The organism is Umezawaea beigongshangensis, assembly GCF_016464305.1.
Taxonomy (GTDB): Bacteria; Actinomycetota; Actinomycetes; order Mycobacteriales; family Pseudonocardiaceae; genus Umezawaea_A; species Umezawaea_A beigongshangensis.
This window is the reverse complement of the sequence record NZ_JAEIOJ010000003.1, coordinates 595,694-613,876: the sequence shown is the minus strand read 5'-3', so window position 1 is coordinate 613,876 and position 18,183 is coordinate 595,694. Positions and strand designations below refer to the sequence as shown.

15 protein-coding genes are annotated in these 18,183 nt (G+C 73.9%); 9 read left to right on the top strand and 6 right to left on the bottom strand.

What is annotated here, in order from left to right; all coding sequences use genetic code 11:
• The 4 genes from IMZ35_RS11090 (at position 1) to IMZ35_RS11075 (ending at position 5,002) form a co-directional block, all read left to right on the top strand.
• Complete coding sequence (locus IMZ35_RS11090; RefSeq protein ID WP_199440878.1) at positions 1-852, top strand: branched-chain amino acid ABC transporter permease; 852 nt, start codon at positions 1-3, stop codon at positions 850-852.
• Positions 852-1,988 carry a branched-chain amino acid ABC transporter permease gene (locus tag IMZ35_RS11085; protein ID WP_199440877.1) on the top strand — a complete coding sequence of 379 codons (1,137 nt, stop codon included), beginning with the start codon at positions 852-854 and terminating at the stop codon, positions 1,986-1,988. Before IMZ35_RS11090 ends, IMZ35_RS11085 begins: the two co-directional genes overlap by 1 nt.
• Entirely contained in the window at positions 1,985-3,307 is a 1,323-nt protein-coding gene (locus IMZ35_RS11080) for an ABC transporter substrate-binding protein (protein WP_199440876.1), read from the top strand. The genes IMZ35_RS11085 and IMZ35_RS11080 overlap by 4 nt, the downstream gene beginning before the upstream one ends.
• Positions 3,308-3,586: 279 nt before the next feature.
• Positions 3,587-5,002, top strand: a complete 1,416-nt coding sequence (locus IMZ35_RS11075) for an aminopeptidase P family protein (RefSeq protein WP_199440875.1) — start codon at positions 3,587-3,589, stop codon at positions 5,000-5,002.
• A gap of 119 nt (positions 5,003-5,121) precedes the next feature.
• Here the strand turns inward: IMZ35_RS11075 and IMZ35_RS11070 are convergent, their stop codons facing one another.
• From IMZ35_RS11070 to IMZ35_RS11045, 6 genes are all read right to left on the bottom strand, one after another.
• Positions 5,122-5,949, bottom strand: coding sequence for a shikimate dehydrogenase (locus IMZ35_RS11070; RefSeq protein ID WP_199440874.1), 828 nt, complete (start codon positions 5,947-5,949; stop codon positions 5,122-5,124).
• Positions 5,949-7,184, bottom strand: a complete 1,236-nt coding sequence (mltG, locus tag IMZ35_RS11065; RefSeq protein ID WP_199440873.1) for an endolytic transglycosylase MltG — start codon at positions 7,182-7,184, stop codon at positions 5,949-5,951. Before mltG ends, IMZ35_RS11070 begins: the two co-directional genes overlap by 1 nt.
• Positions 7,181-7,696, bottom strand: a complete 516-nt coding sequence (gene ruvX, locus IMZ35_RS11060) for a Holliday junction resolvase RuvX (RefSeq protein WP_199440872.1) — start codon at positions 7,694-7,696, stop codon at positions 7,181-7,183. Before ruvX ends, mltG begins: the two co-directional genes overlap by 4 nt.
• Complete coding sequence (alaS, locus tag IMZ35_RS11055; protein WP_199440871.1) at positions 7,693-10,365, bottom strand: alanine--tRNA ligase; 2,673 nt, start codon at positions 10,363-10,365, stop codon at positions 7,693-7,695. Before alaS ends, ruvX begins: the two co-directional genes overlap by 4 nt.
• 66 nt (positions 10,366-10,431) lie before the next feature.
• Complete coding sequence (locus IMZ35_RS11050; RefSeq protein ID WP_307867923.1) at positions 10,432-10,746, bottom strand: hypothetical protein; 315 nt, start codon at positions 10,744-10,746, stop codon at positions 10,432-10,434.
• The gene (locus IMZ35_RS11045; RefSeq protein WP_199440870.1) at positions 10,743-11,156 is read right to left on the bottom strand and encodes a DUF948 domain-containing protein; all 414 of its coding nucleotides are present in this window, start codon (positions 11,154-11,156) and stop codon (positions 10,743-10,745) included. The genes IMZ35_RS11050 and IMZ35_RS11045 overlap by 4 nt, the downstream gene beginning before the upstream one ends.
• Positions 11,157-11,368: 212 nt before the next feature.
• Between IMZ35_RS11045 and IMZ35_RS11040 the strand changes: the two genes are divergently transcribed.
• From IMZ35_RS11040 to IMZ35_RS11020, 5 genes are read left to right on the top strand one after another with little or no spacing between them, the layout of a single operon-like run.
• Positions 11,369-12,847: a pyridoxal phosphate-dependent decarboxylase family protein gene (locus IMZ35_RS11040; RefSeq protein WP_307867921.1), complete on the top strand. Its 1,479-nt coding sequence runs from the start codon at positions 11,369-11,371 to the stop codon at positions 12,845-12,847.
• On the top strand, positions 12,844-14,553 hold the full coding sequence (locus IMZ35_RS11035) for an IucA/IucC family protein (RefSeq protein WP_199440868.1): 1,710 nt from the start codon (positions 12,844-12,846) through the stop codon (positions 14,551-14,553). The genes IMZ35_RS11040 and IMZ35_RS11035 overlap by 4 nt, the downstream gene beginning before the upstream one ends.
• Positions 14,553-15,107, top strand: coding sequence for a GNAT family N-acetyltransferase (locus IMZ35_RS11030; protein ID WP_199440867.1), 555 nt, complete (start codon positions 14,553-14,555; stop codon positions 15,105-15,107). The genes IMZ35_RS11035 and IMZ35_RS11030 overlap by 1 nt, the downstream gene beginning before the upstream one ends.
• Positions 15,104-16,414 (top strand): lysine N(6)-hydroxylase/L-ornithine N(5)-oxygenase family protein, encoded by a 1,311-nt coding sequence (locus IMZ35_RS11025; RefSeq protein ID WP_199440866.1) that lies wholly within the window; start codon positions 15,104-15,106, stop codon positions 16,412-16,414. The genes IMZ35_RS11030 and IMZ35_RS11025 overlap by 4 nt, the downstream gene beginning before the upstream one ends.
• Positions 16,411-18,183, top strand: coding sequence for an IucA/IucC family protein (locus IMZ35_RS11020; protein WP_199440865.1), 1,773 nt, complete (start codon positions 16,411-16,413; stop codon positions 18,181-18,183). Before IMZ35_RS11025 ends, IMZ35_RS11020 begins: the two co-directional genes overlap by 4 nt.

The window sequence follows — 18,183 nt, the reverse complement described above, 5'->3', positions numbered from 1 at the left end:
ATGAACACCATCTGGCACCTCGTCCTCAACGGGATCTCCAGCGGAGCGGTCTACGCCGCGCTCGGGTTGTCCCTCGTCATCATCTACCGGGCGACGCGCGTGGTGAACTTCGCGCAGCCCGCGCTGGCGCTGATCTCCGCCTACCTGGCCTACGCCACCACGAAGGCCACCGGCAGCTACTGGCTCGGCTTCGCCGTGGCCCTCCTCGCGGGCACGCTGCTGGGCGTGCTGGTGGAGCGGCTGCTGATACGCCGGGTCAGCCGGCGCAGCGAGCTGTCGTCGATCATCGTGACCCTCGGGCTGCTGCTGGTCCTGCAAGCGGTCGCGGGGATGATCTGGTCCAACGAACCGCACGCCTTCGGCTACGCGTTCGACTTCCGCGGCCGCTTCTCCGCGACGGACCTCTTCGCGGTCTCCGCCGTGCTGGTGACCGCGGCCGGGGTGCTGCTGCTGTTCAAGTTCACCCCGCTGGGGCTGCGGATGCGCGCCGCCGCGTTCCGGCCCGAGGTCGCGAAGATGCTCGGCGTCCGGGTGGGGCTGATGCTCACCGCGGGCTGGGGCCTCGCCGCGCTCGTCGGGTCGCTGGCCGGGATGCTCGCGATACCGCCGTTCATCTCCCCCAACGTGCTGGACAAGGTCTTCGTCTTCGCGCTGACCGCCGCCGTGCTCGGCGGCCTGGACAACCCCGTCGGCACGATCGTCGGCGGGTTCGCCCTGGGCATCGGCCTGTCCTGCATCTCCGGCCTCGTCGGGCCGGAGCTGGTGCCGCTGGCGGCGCTCGCCGTCCTCGTGCTCGTGCTCGCCGTGCGACCGAGCGGACTGTTCGGCCGGACGATCGCGAGGCGGGTCTGATGACGTCGACGAACACCTCCCGCCCCGGCGTCGCCGAAGCACCGGCGTCCGGGGGACTCGACCGGCCGCGCACCCGCGTCGTGCCGCCGCTGCTGGTGCACCTGCTGGCCGCGTTGGTGGCGCTGGCCGCCGTCGTGGCCCTGACGCTGCTCACCGACCCGTTCACGAACCTGCGGATCGCGACCGTCGGCTACTACCTCGTCGCCGTCGCCGGACTGGCGCTGCTGACCGGTTTCAACGGCCAGGTGTCGCTGGGCCACGGCGCGTTCATGTTCATCGGCGCCTACACGGTGGCCCTGCTGGTGCTGCACGTGCCGGCGTTCCCGCTGTGGGCCGACCTGCTGCTCGCCGCAGTGACCAGCGGTGTCGCCGGGCTGCTCGCCGGAGCCGCCGCCGCCCGGCTGCACGGCCCCTACCTGGCCGGGGCCACGCTCGCGCTCGCCGTCGGGCTGCCCGCGGTCACCCAGCGCTTCCCCGAACTCCTGGAGGGCAGCAACGGACTGAGCTTCACCGTCAACAGCACGCCCGACGCGCTCGTCGGCGTCGTGCCGCCGACCCGGTGGCAGGCGTGGGTCGTCTGGGTCGCGGTGCTGCTGGCGCTGGTCGTGCTGGCGAACCTGGCGCGCGGGCGGCTCGGCCGGACGTTGCGCGCGGTCCGCGACGACGAGGTGGCCGCGTCGCTGGCCGGAGTCCACGTGGGACGGACGAAGGTCCTGGCGTTCCTCGTCAGCGCGGTCTGCGGCGGGCTCGCCGGCGGGTTGCAGGCGTTCCTGCTGGGCACGGCGGCACCCGGCTCGTTCACCCCGGCGCTGTCGCTGAGCCTGCTGGCCGCCCTGGTGCTCGGCGGTCTGGGCAGCCTGTGGGGAGCGCTGTGGGGAGCGCTCGCGCTCGTCTACTTCCAGGTGTGGACCGAGGACTTCTCCGACCTGCTCCACCTGCCCACCAACGTCGCCGACAACCTGCCGCTGGCCCTCTACGGCGTGGTCCTCGTCGTGGTGATCCTGCTGTTCCCGCACGGAGTCCAGGGAGGTCTGCACCACCTGCGGCTGCGGCTGCTGGCGAGCCGGTCGCCGCGCCGCGGCGTCACCGACCGTGTCACCGACGCGGACGACCCCCGTTCAGAAGGAGAAGCATGAGAAGCCCACGAACGACGCGCGTCCTGGCCGGTGTGCTGGCGAGTGCGCTGGCGCTGAGCGCCTGCGGTGGCGCGGGGGAGACCGGCGGAGGGGGGAACCGGTCGGCCGACTCCGCCCCCGGCGTCACCGACGACACCGTGGTCATCGGCACCCACCAGCCTCTGACGGGGCCCGCCGCCCCCGGCTACAGCAAGATCTCCGCGGGAGCCAGAGCGGTGTACTCCTACCTCAACGACGCGGGCGGCATCAACGGCCGCAGGATCGAGTACAAGGTCGAGGACGACGCCTACAACCCGACGAAGACCGTCGAGGTCGTCAAGAAGCTCGTGCTGGAGGAGCAGGTCTTCGCGATCGTCGGCGGCCTCGGCACCCCGACGCACTCGAAGGTCGTGGAGTACCTCAACGGCGAGGGCGTGCCCGACCTGCTGGTGTCCTCCGGCGCGCTCATGTGGGACGACCCGCGGAAGAGCCCGACGACCTTCGGCTACCAGGTGGACTACACCCGCGAGGGCAAGATCCAGGGCAAGTTCGTCAAGGACAACTTCGCGGGCAAGAAGGTCGCCTACCTCTACCAGAACGACGACGTGGGCCGCGACACCCAGGCCGGTCTGGACAGGTTCCTGACCGACGAGGTGGTGGCGCGCGAGGGCTACGACCCGGCCAACACCGACGTGAACCCCCAGCTGTCGAAGTTCCAGCAGGCGGGCGCGGAGGTCGTCGTCTGCGAGTGCATCCCGGCGTTCACCGCGCTGTCCCTGCTCGCCGCCGCGAAGATCGGCTACAAGCCGCAGTTCGTGCTGAGCAGCATCGGCGCCGACCCCGCCACGCTCAAGGGCCTGGTCGAGCAGTTCGCGAAGCAGGCGGGGGCGGACGTGCCCGGTGAGGCGCTGCTCGCCGGCGTGATCGGCACGAGCTACCTGCCGGGCCCGAACCTGACGGACGACCCGTGGAGCACGTTCTTCCGCGAGATCCACGACCGGTACGCGCCGTCGGAGCCGTTCACCGACACGATGGTCTACGGCATGGTGCAGGCGTTCACCTTCGCCCAGGCGCTCAAGGCCGCCGGTCGCGACCTGACCAGGCAGAAGCTGCTGGACGCCATGACCACCACGTCGTTCGACGGTCCCGGCCTGACGCCGTTCGGGTTCAGCGCGGACTCGCACTCCGGCTACACCGGCGCGCAGGTCATCAGGATCAACGCCGACGCGACGGTCACCGTGATCCAGCCGCCGCACGTCACCGACCGCGGCGACGGCCCGGTCGAGCCTCACACCGAGGAGCGTCCGTCGCCCGACGAGGTGGTGCTGACCGGGAGCTGAGCACGTGTTCTGCCGGTGCACGGGGTCCGCGCGGGATCGGCGGGCCCCGTGCGCTGTGGACCGGGGACCGGACAGGACTTCGTCGACGAGTCGTTCACCGGCACGTCCTTCACCGGGACGGCGCAGTGCCTGCTCGCTCCGACCGACCCGTTCCCGCGCGGTTTCGTGCTGCGACGCCACGCCCCCGCGGTGGTCGTCGCCCCTCCGGGTGGCACAGTGGCGGAACAGGCGCGACCGGCGCACATCCGGTCGCCGCACCCCGGCAGAGAGGTGAGCGCAGTGACCCGACCAGCCCGCCGCGATCCCAGCAAGCTCGTCGACGCTCGCGGCTTCCGCGACTTCGTGCGGGACGGCTGGGGTGAGGGCGACCGCGAGGTCCGGCTCGCTCCGGGCGCGGCCGCGGCCGCCGCGACCCACCGGGCGCGGTTGAGCGCGGCGCTGCCCGGCACGCGCATCGCCGTGGCCTCGGGCTGGGCGCCGGTGCGCTCCAACGACAGCGACTACGACTTCCGGCCCGACAGCGACTTCTCGTGGCTCACCGGCTGCGGCTCCGAGGGCGCGGTGCTGGTCATGCACCCGGTCGGCGGCGGCCACGAGGCCGAGCTGTTCCTGCGCGAACCGGCTGGCCCGGCCGAGCCGGACTTCTTCGCCAACGCCCGCGACGGCGAGCTGTGGATCGGCCCGGTGCCCGGCCTCGCCGAGTGGAGCGCGGCGCTGGGCCTGCGCTGCCGTGCGCTGCACGAGCTGCCGTCGGCGCTGCGCGGGCGGTTGCCCGCCGTGCACGCCACGACCGGCGTGGACCCGCTGCTCGACGCGCTGGCCGGTGGCGACCACACCGCCGAGCTGCGCCGCGTCCTCGCCGAGCTGCGCCGCGTCAAGGACGACTGGGAGATCGAGCAGCTCCAGGCCGCCGTGGACGCCACGATCCGCGGGTTCGCCGACGTGGCCGCCGAGCTGCCGACCGCGATCGGGGGCGGCGGCGAGCGCTGGTTGCAGGGCACGTTCGACCGCCGCGCCCGCACCGAGGGCAACGGCCCCGGCTACTCCTCCATCGTGGCGGCCGGGCCGCACGCGCCGGTGCTGCACTGGGTGCGCAACGACGGCCGCGTGCCGGAGGACTCCCTGCTGCTGCTCGACGCGGGCGTGGAGGTCGACACCCTCTACACCGCGGACATCACCCGCACGCTGCCGGTGTCCGGCGAGTTCAGCGCGGCGCAGCGGCAGGTGTACGACCTCGTGGCCCGCGCTCAGGTCGACGCGCTGGCCGCCGTGCGCACCGGAGCCGACTACCGCGGCTTCCACCAGGCGGCGATGCGCGTGCTCGCCGAGGGGCTGCACGACTGGGGCCTGCTGCCGGTGTCGGTGGACGAGGCGCTGTCCGGCGACGGTCAGCAGCACCGCCGTTACATCGTGTGCGGCGTGGGCCACTTCCTGGGCCTGGACGTGCACGACTGCGCGAACTCCAGCGCCGAGGCGTACCACGACGGCCGGTTGGAGACGGGCATGACCCTCGCCGTGGAGCCGGGCCTGTACTTCCACCCCAACGACCTGACCGTCCCCCCGGAGCTGCGCGGCATCGGCGTCCGCATCGAGGACGACGTGGTGGTCACCCCCGAGGGCCCACGAGTCCTGTCCTCAGCCCTCCCCACCACGCCAGAAGCCCTGGAGGCGTTCGTCCGCAACGCCGCGAGTTGAGCATCCGGACAGGGTGAGTTGAGCGTTCGGGCACCCCGAGTTGAGCTTTCGCGGACCCTGGTGAGGCGTGAACGCTCAACTCACCGTGCCTGACCGCTCAACTCACCGTGCCTGAACGCTCAACTCGGGGTGGTTGCTCGTGTCAGGGCCTCGCGCATGGCCTCGCGGGGGGCCGGGAGACCGGTGAACTGCTCCACCTGGCCGAACGCCTGGTGCAGGAGCATGTCCAGGCCCGTGGCCAGGCCGCTGCCGGTGCGGCGCACCGCCAGTGCCACCGGGGTCGGCCACGGGTGGTAGATCACGTCCAGCAGGGACGGGGCGCGGGCGAGGTCCTCGGCCAGCTCCGCCGCCGCGGCGGCGGGCACGGTGCTCACCAGCACGTCGGCACGCTCCGCGAGCACGCCCACGTCGCACGCGTCGAAGCGCCGCACGGTCACGTCCAGCCCGGCGCGCTCCGCGCACTCCACCGCCTCGGTGGCACGGGCCGGATCACGCACGACGACGTCCACCGCCGTCACGCCCAGCGTCGCCAGCCCCACGAGGGCCGCCGACGCCGTGCCGCCCGCACCCAGCACCACGCCGCGCGTGCCGGAGGTGAACCCGCCCGCCGTGCGCAGCGCCCCCACGACGCCGTCGACGTCGGTGCAGTCCGCCCGCCACCCGCCGTGCTCCAGCGGCACCAGGGTGTTCGCCGCGCCCACGGCGTCGGCGCGCGGAGTGCGCTCCTTCGCCGTGGCCAGGGCGGCGCGCTTGCCGGGCATCGTCACCGACAGCCCGGCCCACTCCGGCCCGAGCCCGGCCACGAACTCCGGCAGCCCCTCGGCGCCGCACTCGACCCGGTCGTAGGTCCAGCCCTCCAGACCGAGAGCGCTGTACGCGGCGACGTGCAGCACCGGCGACAGCGAGTGCGCCACCGGCGACCCGAGCACCGCAGCCCTGCGAGGCACTAGAAGACGCCCTCCGCCTGAGCCTTGGCCGACGCGGCGTCGTGGGCCTCGAAGTCGACGTTGAAGCACGACGTGCCGTCCTTCTGGCACTTCACGAAGTACATCTCCGGCCCGGGCGGAGGCTTCACGGCCGCCTCGATCGCCTTGTCGCTGGGCGTTCCGATGGGCGTCGGGGTCAGCCCGCGCACCACGTAGGTGTTGTACGGCGAGTCGTTCTCGCGGTCGCTGTCGCTCGTGGTCAGCTCCGGCTTCTCCAGCTGGTAGTTGACCGTGGAGTCCAGCCCCAGGACCTGCGGCTCGGCCAGCCGGTTGTAGATGACGCGCCCGATCCTGCCGAAGTCCTTCTCGATGCCCTCCTTCTCGATGAGGGAGGCGATGATCAGGACCTGGTAGGGCGAGAAGCCGGTGCCGTTCGTGCCGGAGGGGAAGCCGTAGCTCTGGAGCTTCACCGCGGACGCCGTGATCAGGCCGCGCAGCAGGTCCACGGCGGACGCGCCCGGCTTGACCTGGTAGGCGGCCCGGACGATCAGCCCCTCCAGGCGGTGTTCCTTGGGAGCGCGCTGCACGTCGGGCAGCGCCCAGTCGGGCACGCCCAGCGCCGTCGGGTCCGCGTTCTCCGCCTGGTCGCGGATCTCGTCGACGGGAACGCAGGTCTTCGCCTCGCCGTCGCCGGTGCAGCTCGCGTCCGACAGCATGGAGAAGATGCCCTTGCGGACCTGGCCGCCGGGCAGCGTGATGTCGTGCAGGATGTCGCCGCCCTTGATGTCCAGCGCGGGCACCCTGGTGCCCTCGGCGACCATCTGCGTGACGGCCTCCGTGCCGGACATCTTGGTCTTCATCAGGTAGAAGCCCGGCTGGATGCCGGTGACGCGCGCGTCGTCGGCACCGGCCTCGACGAACGCGCGGGCGGAGGCGACGACGCCGTTCTCCTTGAGCGTCTCGCCGATCGAGGTGACGAGGTCGCCGTCCTTGACCTCGACGATCACCTCGGTCTCACCGGGACCGGGGAAGTCCGCGTAGTCGCCGATGCCCGCCAGCGTCTGGTAGCCGTAGTAGGCGCCGAACCCGCCGACACCCACGATCACGGCGGCGACGACCCACAGGACCGTCATCTTCCGCTTCTGCTTCGCCCTGCGCGCACGCGCCGCGGCAGCGGCCTTCGCCTTGCCGCTGCGAGGCCGCTCCTCGTCGGCACGCGCGTCGGTGTCCGCGAACAACCCGAGGTCGTCGGTCACGAGCCGTCCTTCGCTCCGGGGGCGCGCTCCGTCTCGGCGGACCGAGCCAGGTGACGCGCCCGTGCGTCCAGCCACGACTGCAAGATCTCCACCGCAGCGGCCTGGTCCACCACAGCACGTTGCTTCTTGCCTCGCACGCCGCGTTCCGCCAGCACCCGGCTCGCCGTCACGGTGGTCAACCGCTCGTCGGTGAGCCGCACGGGAATCGGGGCGACCTGCTCGGCCAACGCGGCAGCGTACCCCTCCGCGGCGACGGCTGCCGGGCCGTGTCGCCCGGCCAGGGTGCGCGGCAGGCCGACGACGATCTCCACCACGTCGTGCTCGGCGGCGAGTCGGCGCAGGTCGGCGAGGTCCGAGCCGCCCTTCTCGTCGCGCGCGAGCGTGACCAGCGGGGTGGCCAGGAACGCGGACGGGTCGCTCAGCGCGACGCCGACCCGCACGGAGCCGACGTCGACGCCCAGCCTCCTCCCGGAGCCCGGATCGTCGACGCCAGCTCGATCGGAGCCGGTCAACGGCTCGCCAGGGCGCGGTCGACCTCGGCGCTCACCGCGGCGAGCGCGGCGTCGACGCCCGAGGGGTCGGTGCCGCCGCCCTGCGCCATGTCGGGCTTGCCGCCGCCGCGCCCGCCGACGGCCGGGGCGAACGCCGGGACGAGCTTGCCCGCGGCCAGGCCCAGGTCGCGCGCGGCGGCCGTGGTGGCGACGACGAAGGCGACCTTCGGCCCGTCGGTGGCGAACAGCGCGACGACGCCGGGGCGCTCGCCGAGACGTCCTCGGACCTCCAGGGCGATCGTGCGCAGGTCACCGGCGGACGTGCCGCCGGGGAGGGCGAGCGCGACCAGCGAGACGCCGCGCACGTCGACGGCCCGCTCGGCGAGCTGGCCGGCGGAGGACAGCAGCTGGGCGGCGCGCAGGCGCTCCAGCTCCTTCTCCGCGACGCGCAGCCGCTCGACCAGCGCCTCGACCCTGCCGGGCACCTCGGCGTCGGGGACCTTCAGCAGCGTGGCGACGTTCTGCACCATGGCCCGCTCCTGCGCGAGGTAGCGGAACGCCTCGATGCCGACGTAGGCCTCCAGGCGGCGCACGCCCGACCCCACGGAGGACTCGCCGAGCAGCGTGATCGGGCCGATCTGCGAGGAGTGCTCGACGTGCGTGCCACCGCACAGCTCGCGCGACCACGGGCCGCCGATCTCCACGACGCGCACGGTCTCGTCGTAGGTCTCGCCGAACAGGGCGACCGCGCCCATGTCCTGCGCGCCGCCCATGTCGGTGTAGACGACCTGCACCGGGAGGTCCTGGCGCACCGCGAGGTTGCTGACCTCCTCGATCTCGCTGCGGGTGGCCTCGGAGAGACCACCGGTCCAGGCGAAGTCCAGGCGCAGGTAGCCGGGCTTGTTGTACGAGCCGCTCTGCAGGGCCGTCGGGCCGAGCACCTGGCGCAGGGCGGCGTGCACGACGTGCGTGCCGGAGTGGCCCTGGCGTGCGCCGGTGCGCCACTCGGGGTCGACGCGGGCCTGCACCTGCTGCCCCTCGACCACCTCGCCGTTGCGCACGCGCACCCGGTGCACCCACAGCTTGCGGGCGACCTTCTGCACGTCGACGACCTCCAGCTCGACGCCGTCGGCCACAATCGTGCCCGCGTCGCTCTCCTGGCCGCCGGACTCGGCGTAGAGCGGCGTGCGGTCGAGGACGACCTCGACGATCTCGCCCTCGCCGGCGGAGCGGACGCGCTGCCCGTCGCGCACGACGCCGCGCACGGAGGCCTCGCTGGTCAGCTCGCCGTAGCCGGTGAACTCGGTGGCGCCGAGGTCGAGCAGCTCGCGGTAGACCGACTGGTCGCCGTGGCCGGTCTTGCGGGACGCGGCGTCGGCCTTGGCGCGGGCGCGCTGCTCGGCCATGAGGTCGCGGAAGCCCTGCTCGTCCACGGTGAGCCCGGCCTCGGCGGCCATCTCCAGCGTGAGGTCGATCGGGAACCCGTAGGTGTCGTGGAGCTGGAACGCCTTGTCGCCCGGCAGGGTGCTGCCGCCGCTGGACCTCAGCTGCGTCGCGGCCGTGTCGAAGATCTTCGACCCGGCGGACAGCGTCTGGAGGAAGGTCTCCTCCTCGGCGCGCACGATGTTGACGATGCGGCCGAAGTCCTTGACCAGCTCGGGGTAGGTGGGGCCCATCTCGTCGCGGACGGTCTCGGCGAAGGTCACCAGGACCGGCTCGGTGACGCCGAGCAGGCGGGAGGAGCGCACGATGCGGCGCAGCAGGCGGCGCAGCACGTAGCCGCGGGCCTCGTTGCCGGGCGTCACGCCGTCGCCGACGAGCATCACGCCGCTGCGGGCGTGGTCGGCGATGACGCGGAACCGCACGTCGTCGGTGGCGTCGTCGCCGTAGCGCTTGCCGGAGAGCTGCTCGGCCCTCGTGATGACGGCGCGCACGAGGTCGGTCTCGTAGACGTTGTCGACGCCCTGGAGCACCGAGGCGAGGCGCTCGACGCCGAGACCGGTGTCGATGTTCTTCGCGGGCAGCTCGCCGATGATCGGGTAGTCGCGCTTGGCGCCGCCCGGTCCGCGCTCGTTCTGCATGAAGACGAGGTTCCAGACCTCCAGGTACCGGTCCTCGTCGACGATCGGACCGCCCTCGGCGCCGTGCTCGGGGCCGCGGTCGTAGTAGATCTCCGAGCACGGGCCGCACGGGCCGGGCACGCCCATCGACCAGTAGTTGTCCTCGACGTCGCGGCGCTGGACGCGCTCCGGCGGCAGCCCGGCGATCTTCTGCCACAGCTCGGCCGACTCGTCGTCGTCCAGGTAGACGGTGGCCCACAGCCGCTCGGGGTCGAGCCCGAAGCCGCCCTCGGCGACGGGGTTCGTCAGCAGCGACCAGGCGAAGCGGATCGCGTCTTCCTTGAAGTAGTCGCCGAAGGAGAAGTTCCCGGCCATCTGGAAGAACGTGAGGTGGCGGGCGGTCTTGCCGACCTCCTCGATGTCACCCGTGCGCACGCACTTCTGCACGCTGGTGGCGCGCTCGTACGGCGCGGGGGCCTCGCCGAGGAAGTAGGGCTTGAACGGCACCATTCCCGCGTTGACGAACAGCAGGTTGGGGTCGTCGAGCAGCAGCGAGGCGCTCGGCACGACGGTGTGCCCCGCCTTCTCGAAGTGCTCGCGGAAGCGCTTGACGATCTCGTGGGTCTGCACGGTGTTCCTCGGGGGGAGAGCTGGGACGAGCGGGGAGGGGTCGGCTGCGGCGGACGGCTGGCCAGGTCAGCGGCCCGCCCTGCGCGCTCGCGCGCCGCTCCCCCTCCGCTGCGACTCGTGCGGCGCGGACTCGGCGAGCGCGCGACCGGGGACGAAGCCGGTGCGCCGCTCGACGGTGTCCTGGAGCTCCTGCTCCCGCTCGCTCATCCCGGCGCGCACGTCGGCGCCGAACGAGCCGATGGCGCTGGCCAGCTCGCGCAGGCCCTCGCCGACGTTCTCGCCGATCCCGGCCGGGGTCGCCTGGTGGACGACGTTCGCGGCCTTGCGGGAGGCGGCGACCCCGGCGGCGATGCCGACGGAGAACCAGAAGATCCGCTTCACCGCGCGCCTCCCCTGCCACCGCGAGGACGGCGGGAGTGCTTGCCCGGCTTCTCCGCGACGGCCCTGCGGCGGGCGCGAACGGCCTTGCTGACGCCGTAGGACAGGGCGGCGGCCTTGACCAGCGGTCCACCGAGCGTCGCGGTGAACAGCGACGTGAGCGCGGAGACGTTGCCGGTGACGGCGCGGGCGTTCGCGGTGATGCCGTCCACCCGTTCGAGCTGGGTGTTGACGTGCGTCAGCGTCGTGTTGGCACCGGTGAACAGCGGTTCGCTGTTCTCGTTGGCCGTGCGGATGGCCTTCGTGGCTTCGTCGAGCGTGCGGCCCAGCTTGATCAACGGGATCGCAAGAAGCAGCACGAGCAGCACGAACGCGCCTGCGGCGACCAGTGCGGCGATCTGCCCTGGCGACACGGATCCTCCTGATTGCAGCGACTCGCGGAATTGCGGGTCAGGTTACCGCCCCTCCCCCGAACGGACCCGGCCGGATCCTCGTTGGCCCGGCTAGCCTGAGACGGACCCGGTCCGGCCGGTGAGCGCCCCCGACGATCACTCGGCAAGCGAGTTCCGACGCGGTGAGTCGAGGCTCGCCCCGGTTGACGTCCGTCGTGTCCCCCGGAGGTGGCGTGTTCTCCGCAACCGACCCCGGTCCACTCGCCGGAACCGGTGCGGGGTTCACCGAACTCACGACCTGCGCCGACGCGGTCAGCGGCGCCAAGAGACCCGCCGGGCCCCTGCCCGCCGGAGACCCGGCCGAGGTGCTGGCCGCGGTGCTGGCGCGGCTCGGCGGGGACGGCCTGCCCGAGCGGGGGCTGGGCTCCGCCGCGGCGCTGGACCTGCTGGCCCGCGTGCTGGGCGAGCACGGCGCCGACCTCGCCCACCCGCTCGCCGCCGCCCACCTCCAGCCGCCGCCGCTGTCCGTGGCCGTCGCGGCCGACGCGCTGGCGAGCACCGGCAACAACTCGGTGGACACCTACGACTCCGGACCCGCCTCGATCGCCGTGGAGCGCTGGGTCGTGACCGGGCTCGCCGCCCTGGCCGGGTACGGCCCCGGCTCCGCCGGCGTGTTCACCCCCGGCGGAACGCTGTCGAACCTCACGGCCCTGCTGCTGGCCAGGGACGTCGCGGCGGCCGGGCGCGGGCTCGACGCGCGGCGCGACGGCGTCGCCGCGCTGCCGCGACCCGTCGTGTTCTGCTCGCGGGTCGCGCACTTCTCCGTGCACCGGGCCTGCGCCGTGCTGGGCCTGGGCGAGGCCGCCGTGCGGGCGGTCGAGGTCGACGCCGAGCACCGGATGCTGCCCGGCGCGCTGGAGGAGGCGCTGACGCGCCTGGCGGAGGGCGAGACGCCGGTGGCCGTCGTCGCCACGGCCGGAACCACCGACTTCGGCACCGTGGACCCGCTGCGGCCGCTGGCGGAGATCGCGCGCCGCCACGGGGTGTGGCTGCACGTGGACGCGGCCTACGGCTTCGGCGCGCTGTTCTCCCGGCGGCTCGCCGGGCGGGTGGACGGCATCGCGCTGGCCGACTCGATCACCGCCGACCTGCACAAGATCGGCTGGCAGCCCGCGGCGGCGGGTGTGCTGCTGGTGCGCGACGGGACGTCGTTCGCCGCGCTGGACCGCTCGGTGGCCTACCTCAACCCCGAGGACGACCGGACGCAGGGCTACGACGGCGCGCTGGGCCGGTCGTTGCAGACGACGCGCCGCCCCGACGCGGTGAAGGTGGCGGCGACCTTCCTCGCGCACGGCCGCGCCGGCCTGGGCGAGCTGCTGGACCGCTGTCACGAGCTGACCCGCCGGGCCGAGGCGCTGATCAGCGCGGACGACCGGCTGGAGCTGGTGGCGGGCGCGCACCTGACCACCGTGGTGTTCCGCTACCTGGTCCGCGATCCCGCGCGGTCCGGCGCGGTCAACGCCGAGCTGCGCCGGCGGTTGCTGCGCTCCGGTGACGCGCTGATCGGCCGCACCGACGTGGCGGGACGCACCTGCCTGAAGCTCACGCTGCTCAACCCGGCCGCCACCGAGGCGGACCTGGTGGACCTGCTCGCGCTGGTGCGGCAGGCGGGGGCGGCGACGGAGGACCTGTTCGAGGAAGGTGCCGCGTGACCGAGACCTCCGCACCCGATCCGCTCGACTCGCCCGACCCGCGCGCCGTCGCGGAGCACGCCCACCTGGAGTCGCTGCTGCGGTGCTGGGCGCGGGAGACGAACACCCCGGTCGAGGGGGACGCGCTGCTGGTGGACCTGCCGACCACGGGACTCGCGCTGCGCGCGCCGGTGCGGCACGCCTCCCCCACCGGCTGGCACCGCTTCGGGCGGGTGAGCCTGCTGCGCGGCGGCACCGGGGTCGGCCCGGCCGATCCGGTGGTCGCGGTGGCGCTGGTCGCCGCCGAGCTGGGCGCGTCCCGGCCGGGCGGCGAGCGGCCGGGCGAGGCCGCCGACCTCGTGGAGCGCACGGCCGAGTCGGTGCGCCGCGTCGCCCGCTACGTCGCGCACGGCCGCGCCGAGACGTCGTCCCCGGTCGCCGACGGGTTCCTCGACGCCGAGCAGGGCCTCCTGCTGGGGCACCTGCACCACCCGGCTCCCAAGAGCCGCGACGGCATCTCCTCGGGCGACGACGCGCTGTTCGCGCCGGAACTGCGCGGCTCGTTCCCGCTGTTCTGGTTCGCCGCCGACGCCGGGATCGTCTCGCACGGCTCGGTCGCCGGGCCGGCGGCGCCCGTGCTGATGGCCGAGCTGGCCGGGCGCTCCTCCGCCGACGGCCGGGTGCTGGTGCCGGCGCACCCGTGGCAGGCGCGGGACCTGCTGCACCGGCCGCGGATCGCGGCGCTGGTGCGGTCGGGCCGGCTGACCCCGCTGGGCGAGTCGGGCCCGGCCTGGTTCCCCACGTCCAGCCTGCGCACGGTGTACCGGCCGGGCGCGCCGGTGATGCTGAAGCTGTCGCTGGGCCTGCGGCTGACCAACTCCCGCCGCGAGTCCACGAGCACCGAGCTGCGGCGGGGTTCTGAGGTCCACCGGTTGCTGGAGACCGGCCGCGCCGCTGGCACGTTCGCCGCGCACCCGTCCTTCGACGTGGTGCGCGACCCGTCGTGGATCGCCGTGGACGAGGGCGGCGAGGTGACCGGTCTGGACGTGGCGGTGCGCAGCTCACCGGCCGACATCACCGACTCCCGCGTGGTGGCGGGCCTGGTCGCGCCCCGGCCGGGGATCGGCCGCAGCCGCCTCGCCGAGCTGGTCGGGAGGGGCGATCCGGCGCGGTGGGTGGCCGACTACGTCGACCACGTGCTCGTGCCGGTGCTGAGCCTGTACGCCGAGACGGGCATCGGCCTGGAGGCCCACCAGCAGAACACCCTGGTGCGCGTCGGCGCCGGTGGCCGCGTCACCGGCGGGCGCTACCGCGACAACCAGGGCTACTACCTCGCCTCCTCGCGCCTGCCGGAGGTGCTGCGGCACCTGGGGGTCGAGCGCTCCGCGCTGGCCGTCGCCGACGACGACGTGGTGGACGAGCGGCTGTCGTACTACCTGCTGCGCAACCAGGCGCTGGCGGTCGTGGGCTGCCTCGCCGTCGACGGGCTCGCCGACGAGCGGGACCTGCTGCGCGTCGTGACCGAGCGGCTGACCGCCGCGCTGCCCGCGCTCGCCGCCGCCGGGCCCGGCGGCGACCGGCTGGCGCGGCGCTGGCTCACCGCGGACACCCTGCCCTGCAAGGCGAACCTGCTCACCCGGCTGCACGGCATCGACGAGGTGCTCGCGCCGGTCGACGCCCAGTCCGTCTACCTGGACGCCCCGAACCCGCTCGCGGAGGTGCGCTGATGGACGCCGACCCGCCCGCCGTGCCACCGCCGCCGCTGCCCGACGTCGGCGGCGGGTGGCTGGTGCGCCGCGCCGACCCCGGCGGCACCGACCCTGACCTGCTGCACCGGTGGATGCGCTCGCCGCACGTGGCCGAGCACTGGCGGCAGGCGTGGCCGCGCGCGAGGTGGGAGCGGGAGCTGCGCGACCAGCTCGGCGGCGTGCACTCCCTGCCGTGCGTGGTGGAGCGCGACGGCGTCCCCGTGCTGTACCTGGAGGTCTACCGCGCCGCGCGGGACCGGGTCGCCGCCTGCTACCCGGCGCGGCCGCACGACCTCGGGCTGCACGTGGCGGTCGGCGACCCGGCGAGGACCGGGCGCGGGCTCGTGCGCTCGCTGCTCCCACCGCTGACCGACGCCCTGTTCGCCGCAGATCCGGAGTGCACCCGCGTGATCCTGGAACCCGACGTGCGCAACGAGCGCGCCATCCGCTCCTTCACCGCCGCTGGTTTCACCCCGGCCGGGGAGATCTCCCTGCCGGACAAGACCGCGCTGCTCGTGGTGCGGGCCAGGTGAGCGCCGCGACGGAGCACGACGTCGTCGCGATCGGCTGCGGGCCGTTCAACCTCGGGCTCGCCGCGCTGGCGTCCACCGTGGACGGTCTGGACGTGGTGGTGCTGGAGGCCGCGCGGGAACTGCGCTGGCACAGCGGGATGATGTTCGACGACGCCCTGCTCCAGGTCAGCTTCCTCGCCGACCTGGTCAGCCTCGTCGACCCGAGCCACCCGCTGTCGTTCCTGTGCTACCTGCGCGACGCGGACCGCCTGTACCCGTTCTACGTGCGCGAGCGGTTCCACCCGACGCGCCGCGAGTACGAGGACTACCTGCGCTGGGCGGCGGCGCGGCTGCCGTCGGTGCGGTTCTCGCACCGCGTGGAGTCGGTGCGCTGGGACGCGGCCGCGCAGCGCTTCGCCGTGGAGGCCGCGCGCGGCGACGGCGCGCGGGTGCGGCTGCTGGCCCGCGACCTGGTGCTGGGCGTGGGCACCGAGCCGTTCGTGCCCGCCGAGCTGGCGGGCCTGCCGCCGGAGGCGCTGATGCACACGGCGAGCTACCTCACCCGCGCCGCCGACCTGGACGTGGGGCACGTGACGGTGGTCGGGTCGGGGCAGTCCGGCGCCGAGGTCGTGCTGGACCTGCTGCGTCGCAACCTGAACGGCGGCGCGGGCGTGAGCTGGTTGTCCCGCACGCCGGTGTTCGCGCCGCTGGACTACACGAAGCTCGTGCTGGAGATGACGACGCCGGGGTACGTGCGGCACTTCCACGCGCTGCCGCAGGACACCCGCGACGCGCTGGTGGCCGAGCAGTGGCGGCACCACAGGGCGATCTCCGAGCAGACCGTCGAGGAGCTGCACGACCTGCTCTACCGCCGGGAACTGGTGCACGGGCTGCCCGACGTGGAGCTGCGGCCGGGCACCGCGGTCCGGGGCGCGGCGGTGGGTGCGGCGGGCCGCGTCGTGCTGACCTGCGCCCACCGCGACACCGGCCGGGTGTTCGAGCACACCACGGACCTGGTGATCGCCGCGACCGGTTACCGCCCGCGCAGACCGGTGTTCCTGCACCCGGTGGAGCCGCTGGTGCGCCGCGACGACCTGGGCCGCTACCGGGTGGCGCTGGACCACTCGATCGAGCTGGACCCGGCGGTCACCGGACGGGTGTTCGTGGCCAACGCCGACCTGCACAGCCACGGCGTCGCCGCGCCCGACCTGGGCATCGGCGCGGTCCGCAACGCCACGATCCTCAACGCCGTCACCGGCCGCGAGGTCTACCCGCTGCCGAAGCGGACCGCGTTCACCAGCTTCACCGCTCCCGGGGGCGCGACGTGACCGGGGCGTGGCGGGAGTGCTCGCGCGCGCTGCTGGCGAAGGCGATCGGCGAACTGTGCTTCGAGCGGTTGCTCGTCCCCGTGCCCGCCGAGCACGGCGACGGGCACGTGCTGCGCCTGAACGGGGCGGTGTACGCGTTCGAGGCCGAGCGCACCGCGTTCGGCGGCTGGGCCGTGAGGCCGGGATCGGTGCGCCGCGGCGCGAGCGGCATCCTCGGCGACGACGTCGTGGAGCCGTGCGAGGACGTGCAGCAGTTCCTCGTGGACGCCTGCCGGGAGATGCGCGTCGACCCGGCCACCACCGCGGGGCTGCTGGCGGAGGTCACCGCGACGCTCGCCGCCGACGCGGCGACGGCCGCCACCGCGCGGCCGGTGGCGGAGCTGGCACTGCTGGCGCACGCCGAGCTGGACGGTCACCTCACCGGCCACCCGTGGATGATCGCGAACAAGGGCCGGATCGGGTTCTCCGCGCGGGACCGGGAGCGCTGGGCGCCCGAGGCGCGCACGCCGCTGCGGCTGCCGTGGCTCGCCGTGCACCGGGGGCTGGCGGAGTTCCGCGGCACGCCGGAGCTGTCGGAGCTGGCCGTGCGGGAGCAGGAGCTGGACCGGGAGACGGTCGAGCGGTTCACCGGAGTGCTGCGGGACACCGGCGCCGACCCCGGCGCGTTCGTGTGGACGCCGGCGCACCCGTGGCAGATCGACCACGTCGTGCGGGTGCTGTGGGCCCCGGAGGTCGCGACGGGGCGGATCGTGGAGCTGGGCGAGGGACCGGACCGGTACCTGCCGACGCAGTCGATCCGCACGGTGGTGAACGTGGACGACCCGCGGCGGCGTCAGGTGAAGCTGCCGCTGCGCATCCTCAACACCTCCGTGTACCGGGGCATCCCGCCGCACTGCACGCTGGCCGCGCCGATGACGACGCAGTGGTTGCGCGGCGTCTGGGAGCGCGACGAGCTGCTCGCGCGGTGGGGCACCGAACTGCTCGGCGAGGTGGCGTCGGTGACCGTGCGGCACCCGCAGCTCTCCCGCGCGGGAGACGTGCCCTACCAGTGGCTGGAGACGCTGGGCTGCATCTGGCGCGATCCGCTGGGGCCGCGGCTGCGACCGGGCGAGCGCTCCTGGCCGCTGGCCGCCGTGCTGCACGTCGACGGCGCGGGCGACGCGCTGGTGCGGGAGTACGTGCGCGCCTCCGGCGGCGACGCGCGGACCTGGTTCGCCGCGCTGCTGCGCGCCCTGCTGCGCCCGCTGCTGCACGTGCTCTACACCTACGGGATCACGGTGAACCCGCACGGCGAGAACGTCGCCGTGCTCACCGGGCCGGACGGGCTGCCGGCGCGGGTGGCGCTGCACGACCTGGTGGACGACGTGAACGTGTCGGTGGAGCCGGTGCCGGAGCGGGGTCTCGAACCCGACTCGCACGACCGCGTCCTGCCCCGCAAGGAGTGGCACGTGCTGCGCCAGTACGTCGTGGACGCGCTGCTGGTGGGCGTGTTCCGCCCGCTGGCGAGGCTGCTGGAACTCCCGGAGCCGGTGTTCTGGGGCATGGTGCGCGGCGAGGTCGAGGCCCACCACCGCCGCTTCCCGCACCTGTCGGCCCGCACGGACGCCGGGACCCTGCTCGGCGAGACCTTCGGCCGCTACCCCCTCAACGGCTACCGCCTGACGGCGGGCTACCGGGACCTCGCGGCCCGCCCCCCGGTCCCGCGGTCGGGCGAGGTCCCCAACCCCCTGCACGAGGTCCCCCCGATCCCACCCCCCGACGCCTGGTGA

What these genes read in the sequence shown, in the direction of transcription:
- IMZ35_RS11090 (WP_199440878.1), top strand. Translation starts at nt 1, where the DNA reads ATGAACACCATCTGGCACCTCGTCCTCAACGGGATCTCCAGCGGAGCG.
- IMZ35_RS11085 (WP_199440877.1), top strand. Translation starts at nt 852, where the DNA reads ATGACGTCGACGAACACCTCCCGCCCCGGCGTCGCCGAAGCACCGGCG.
- IMZ35_RS11080 (WP_199440876.1), top strand. Translation starts at nt 1,985, where the DNA reads ATGAGAAGCCCACGAACGACGCGCGTCCTGGCCGGTGTGCTGGCGAGT.
- IMZ35_RS11030 (WP_199440867.1), top strand. Translation starts at nt 14,553, where the DNA reads ATGGACGCCGACCCGCCCGCCGTGCCACCGCCGCCGCTGCCCGACGTC.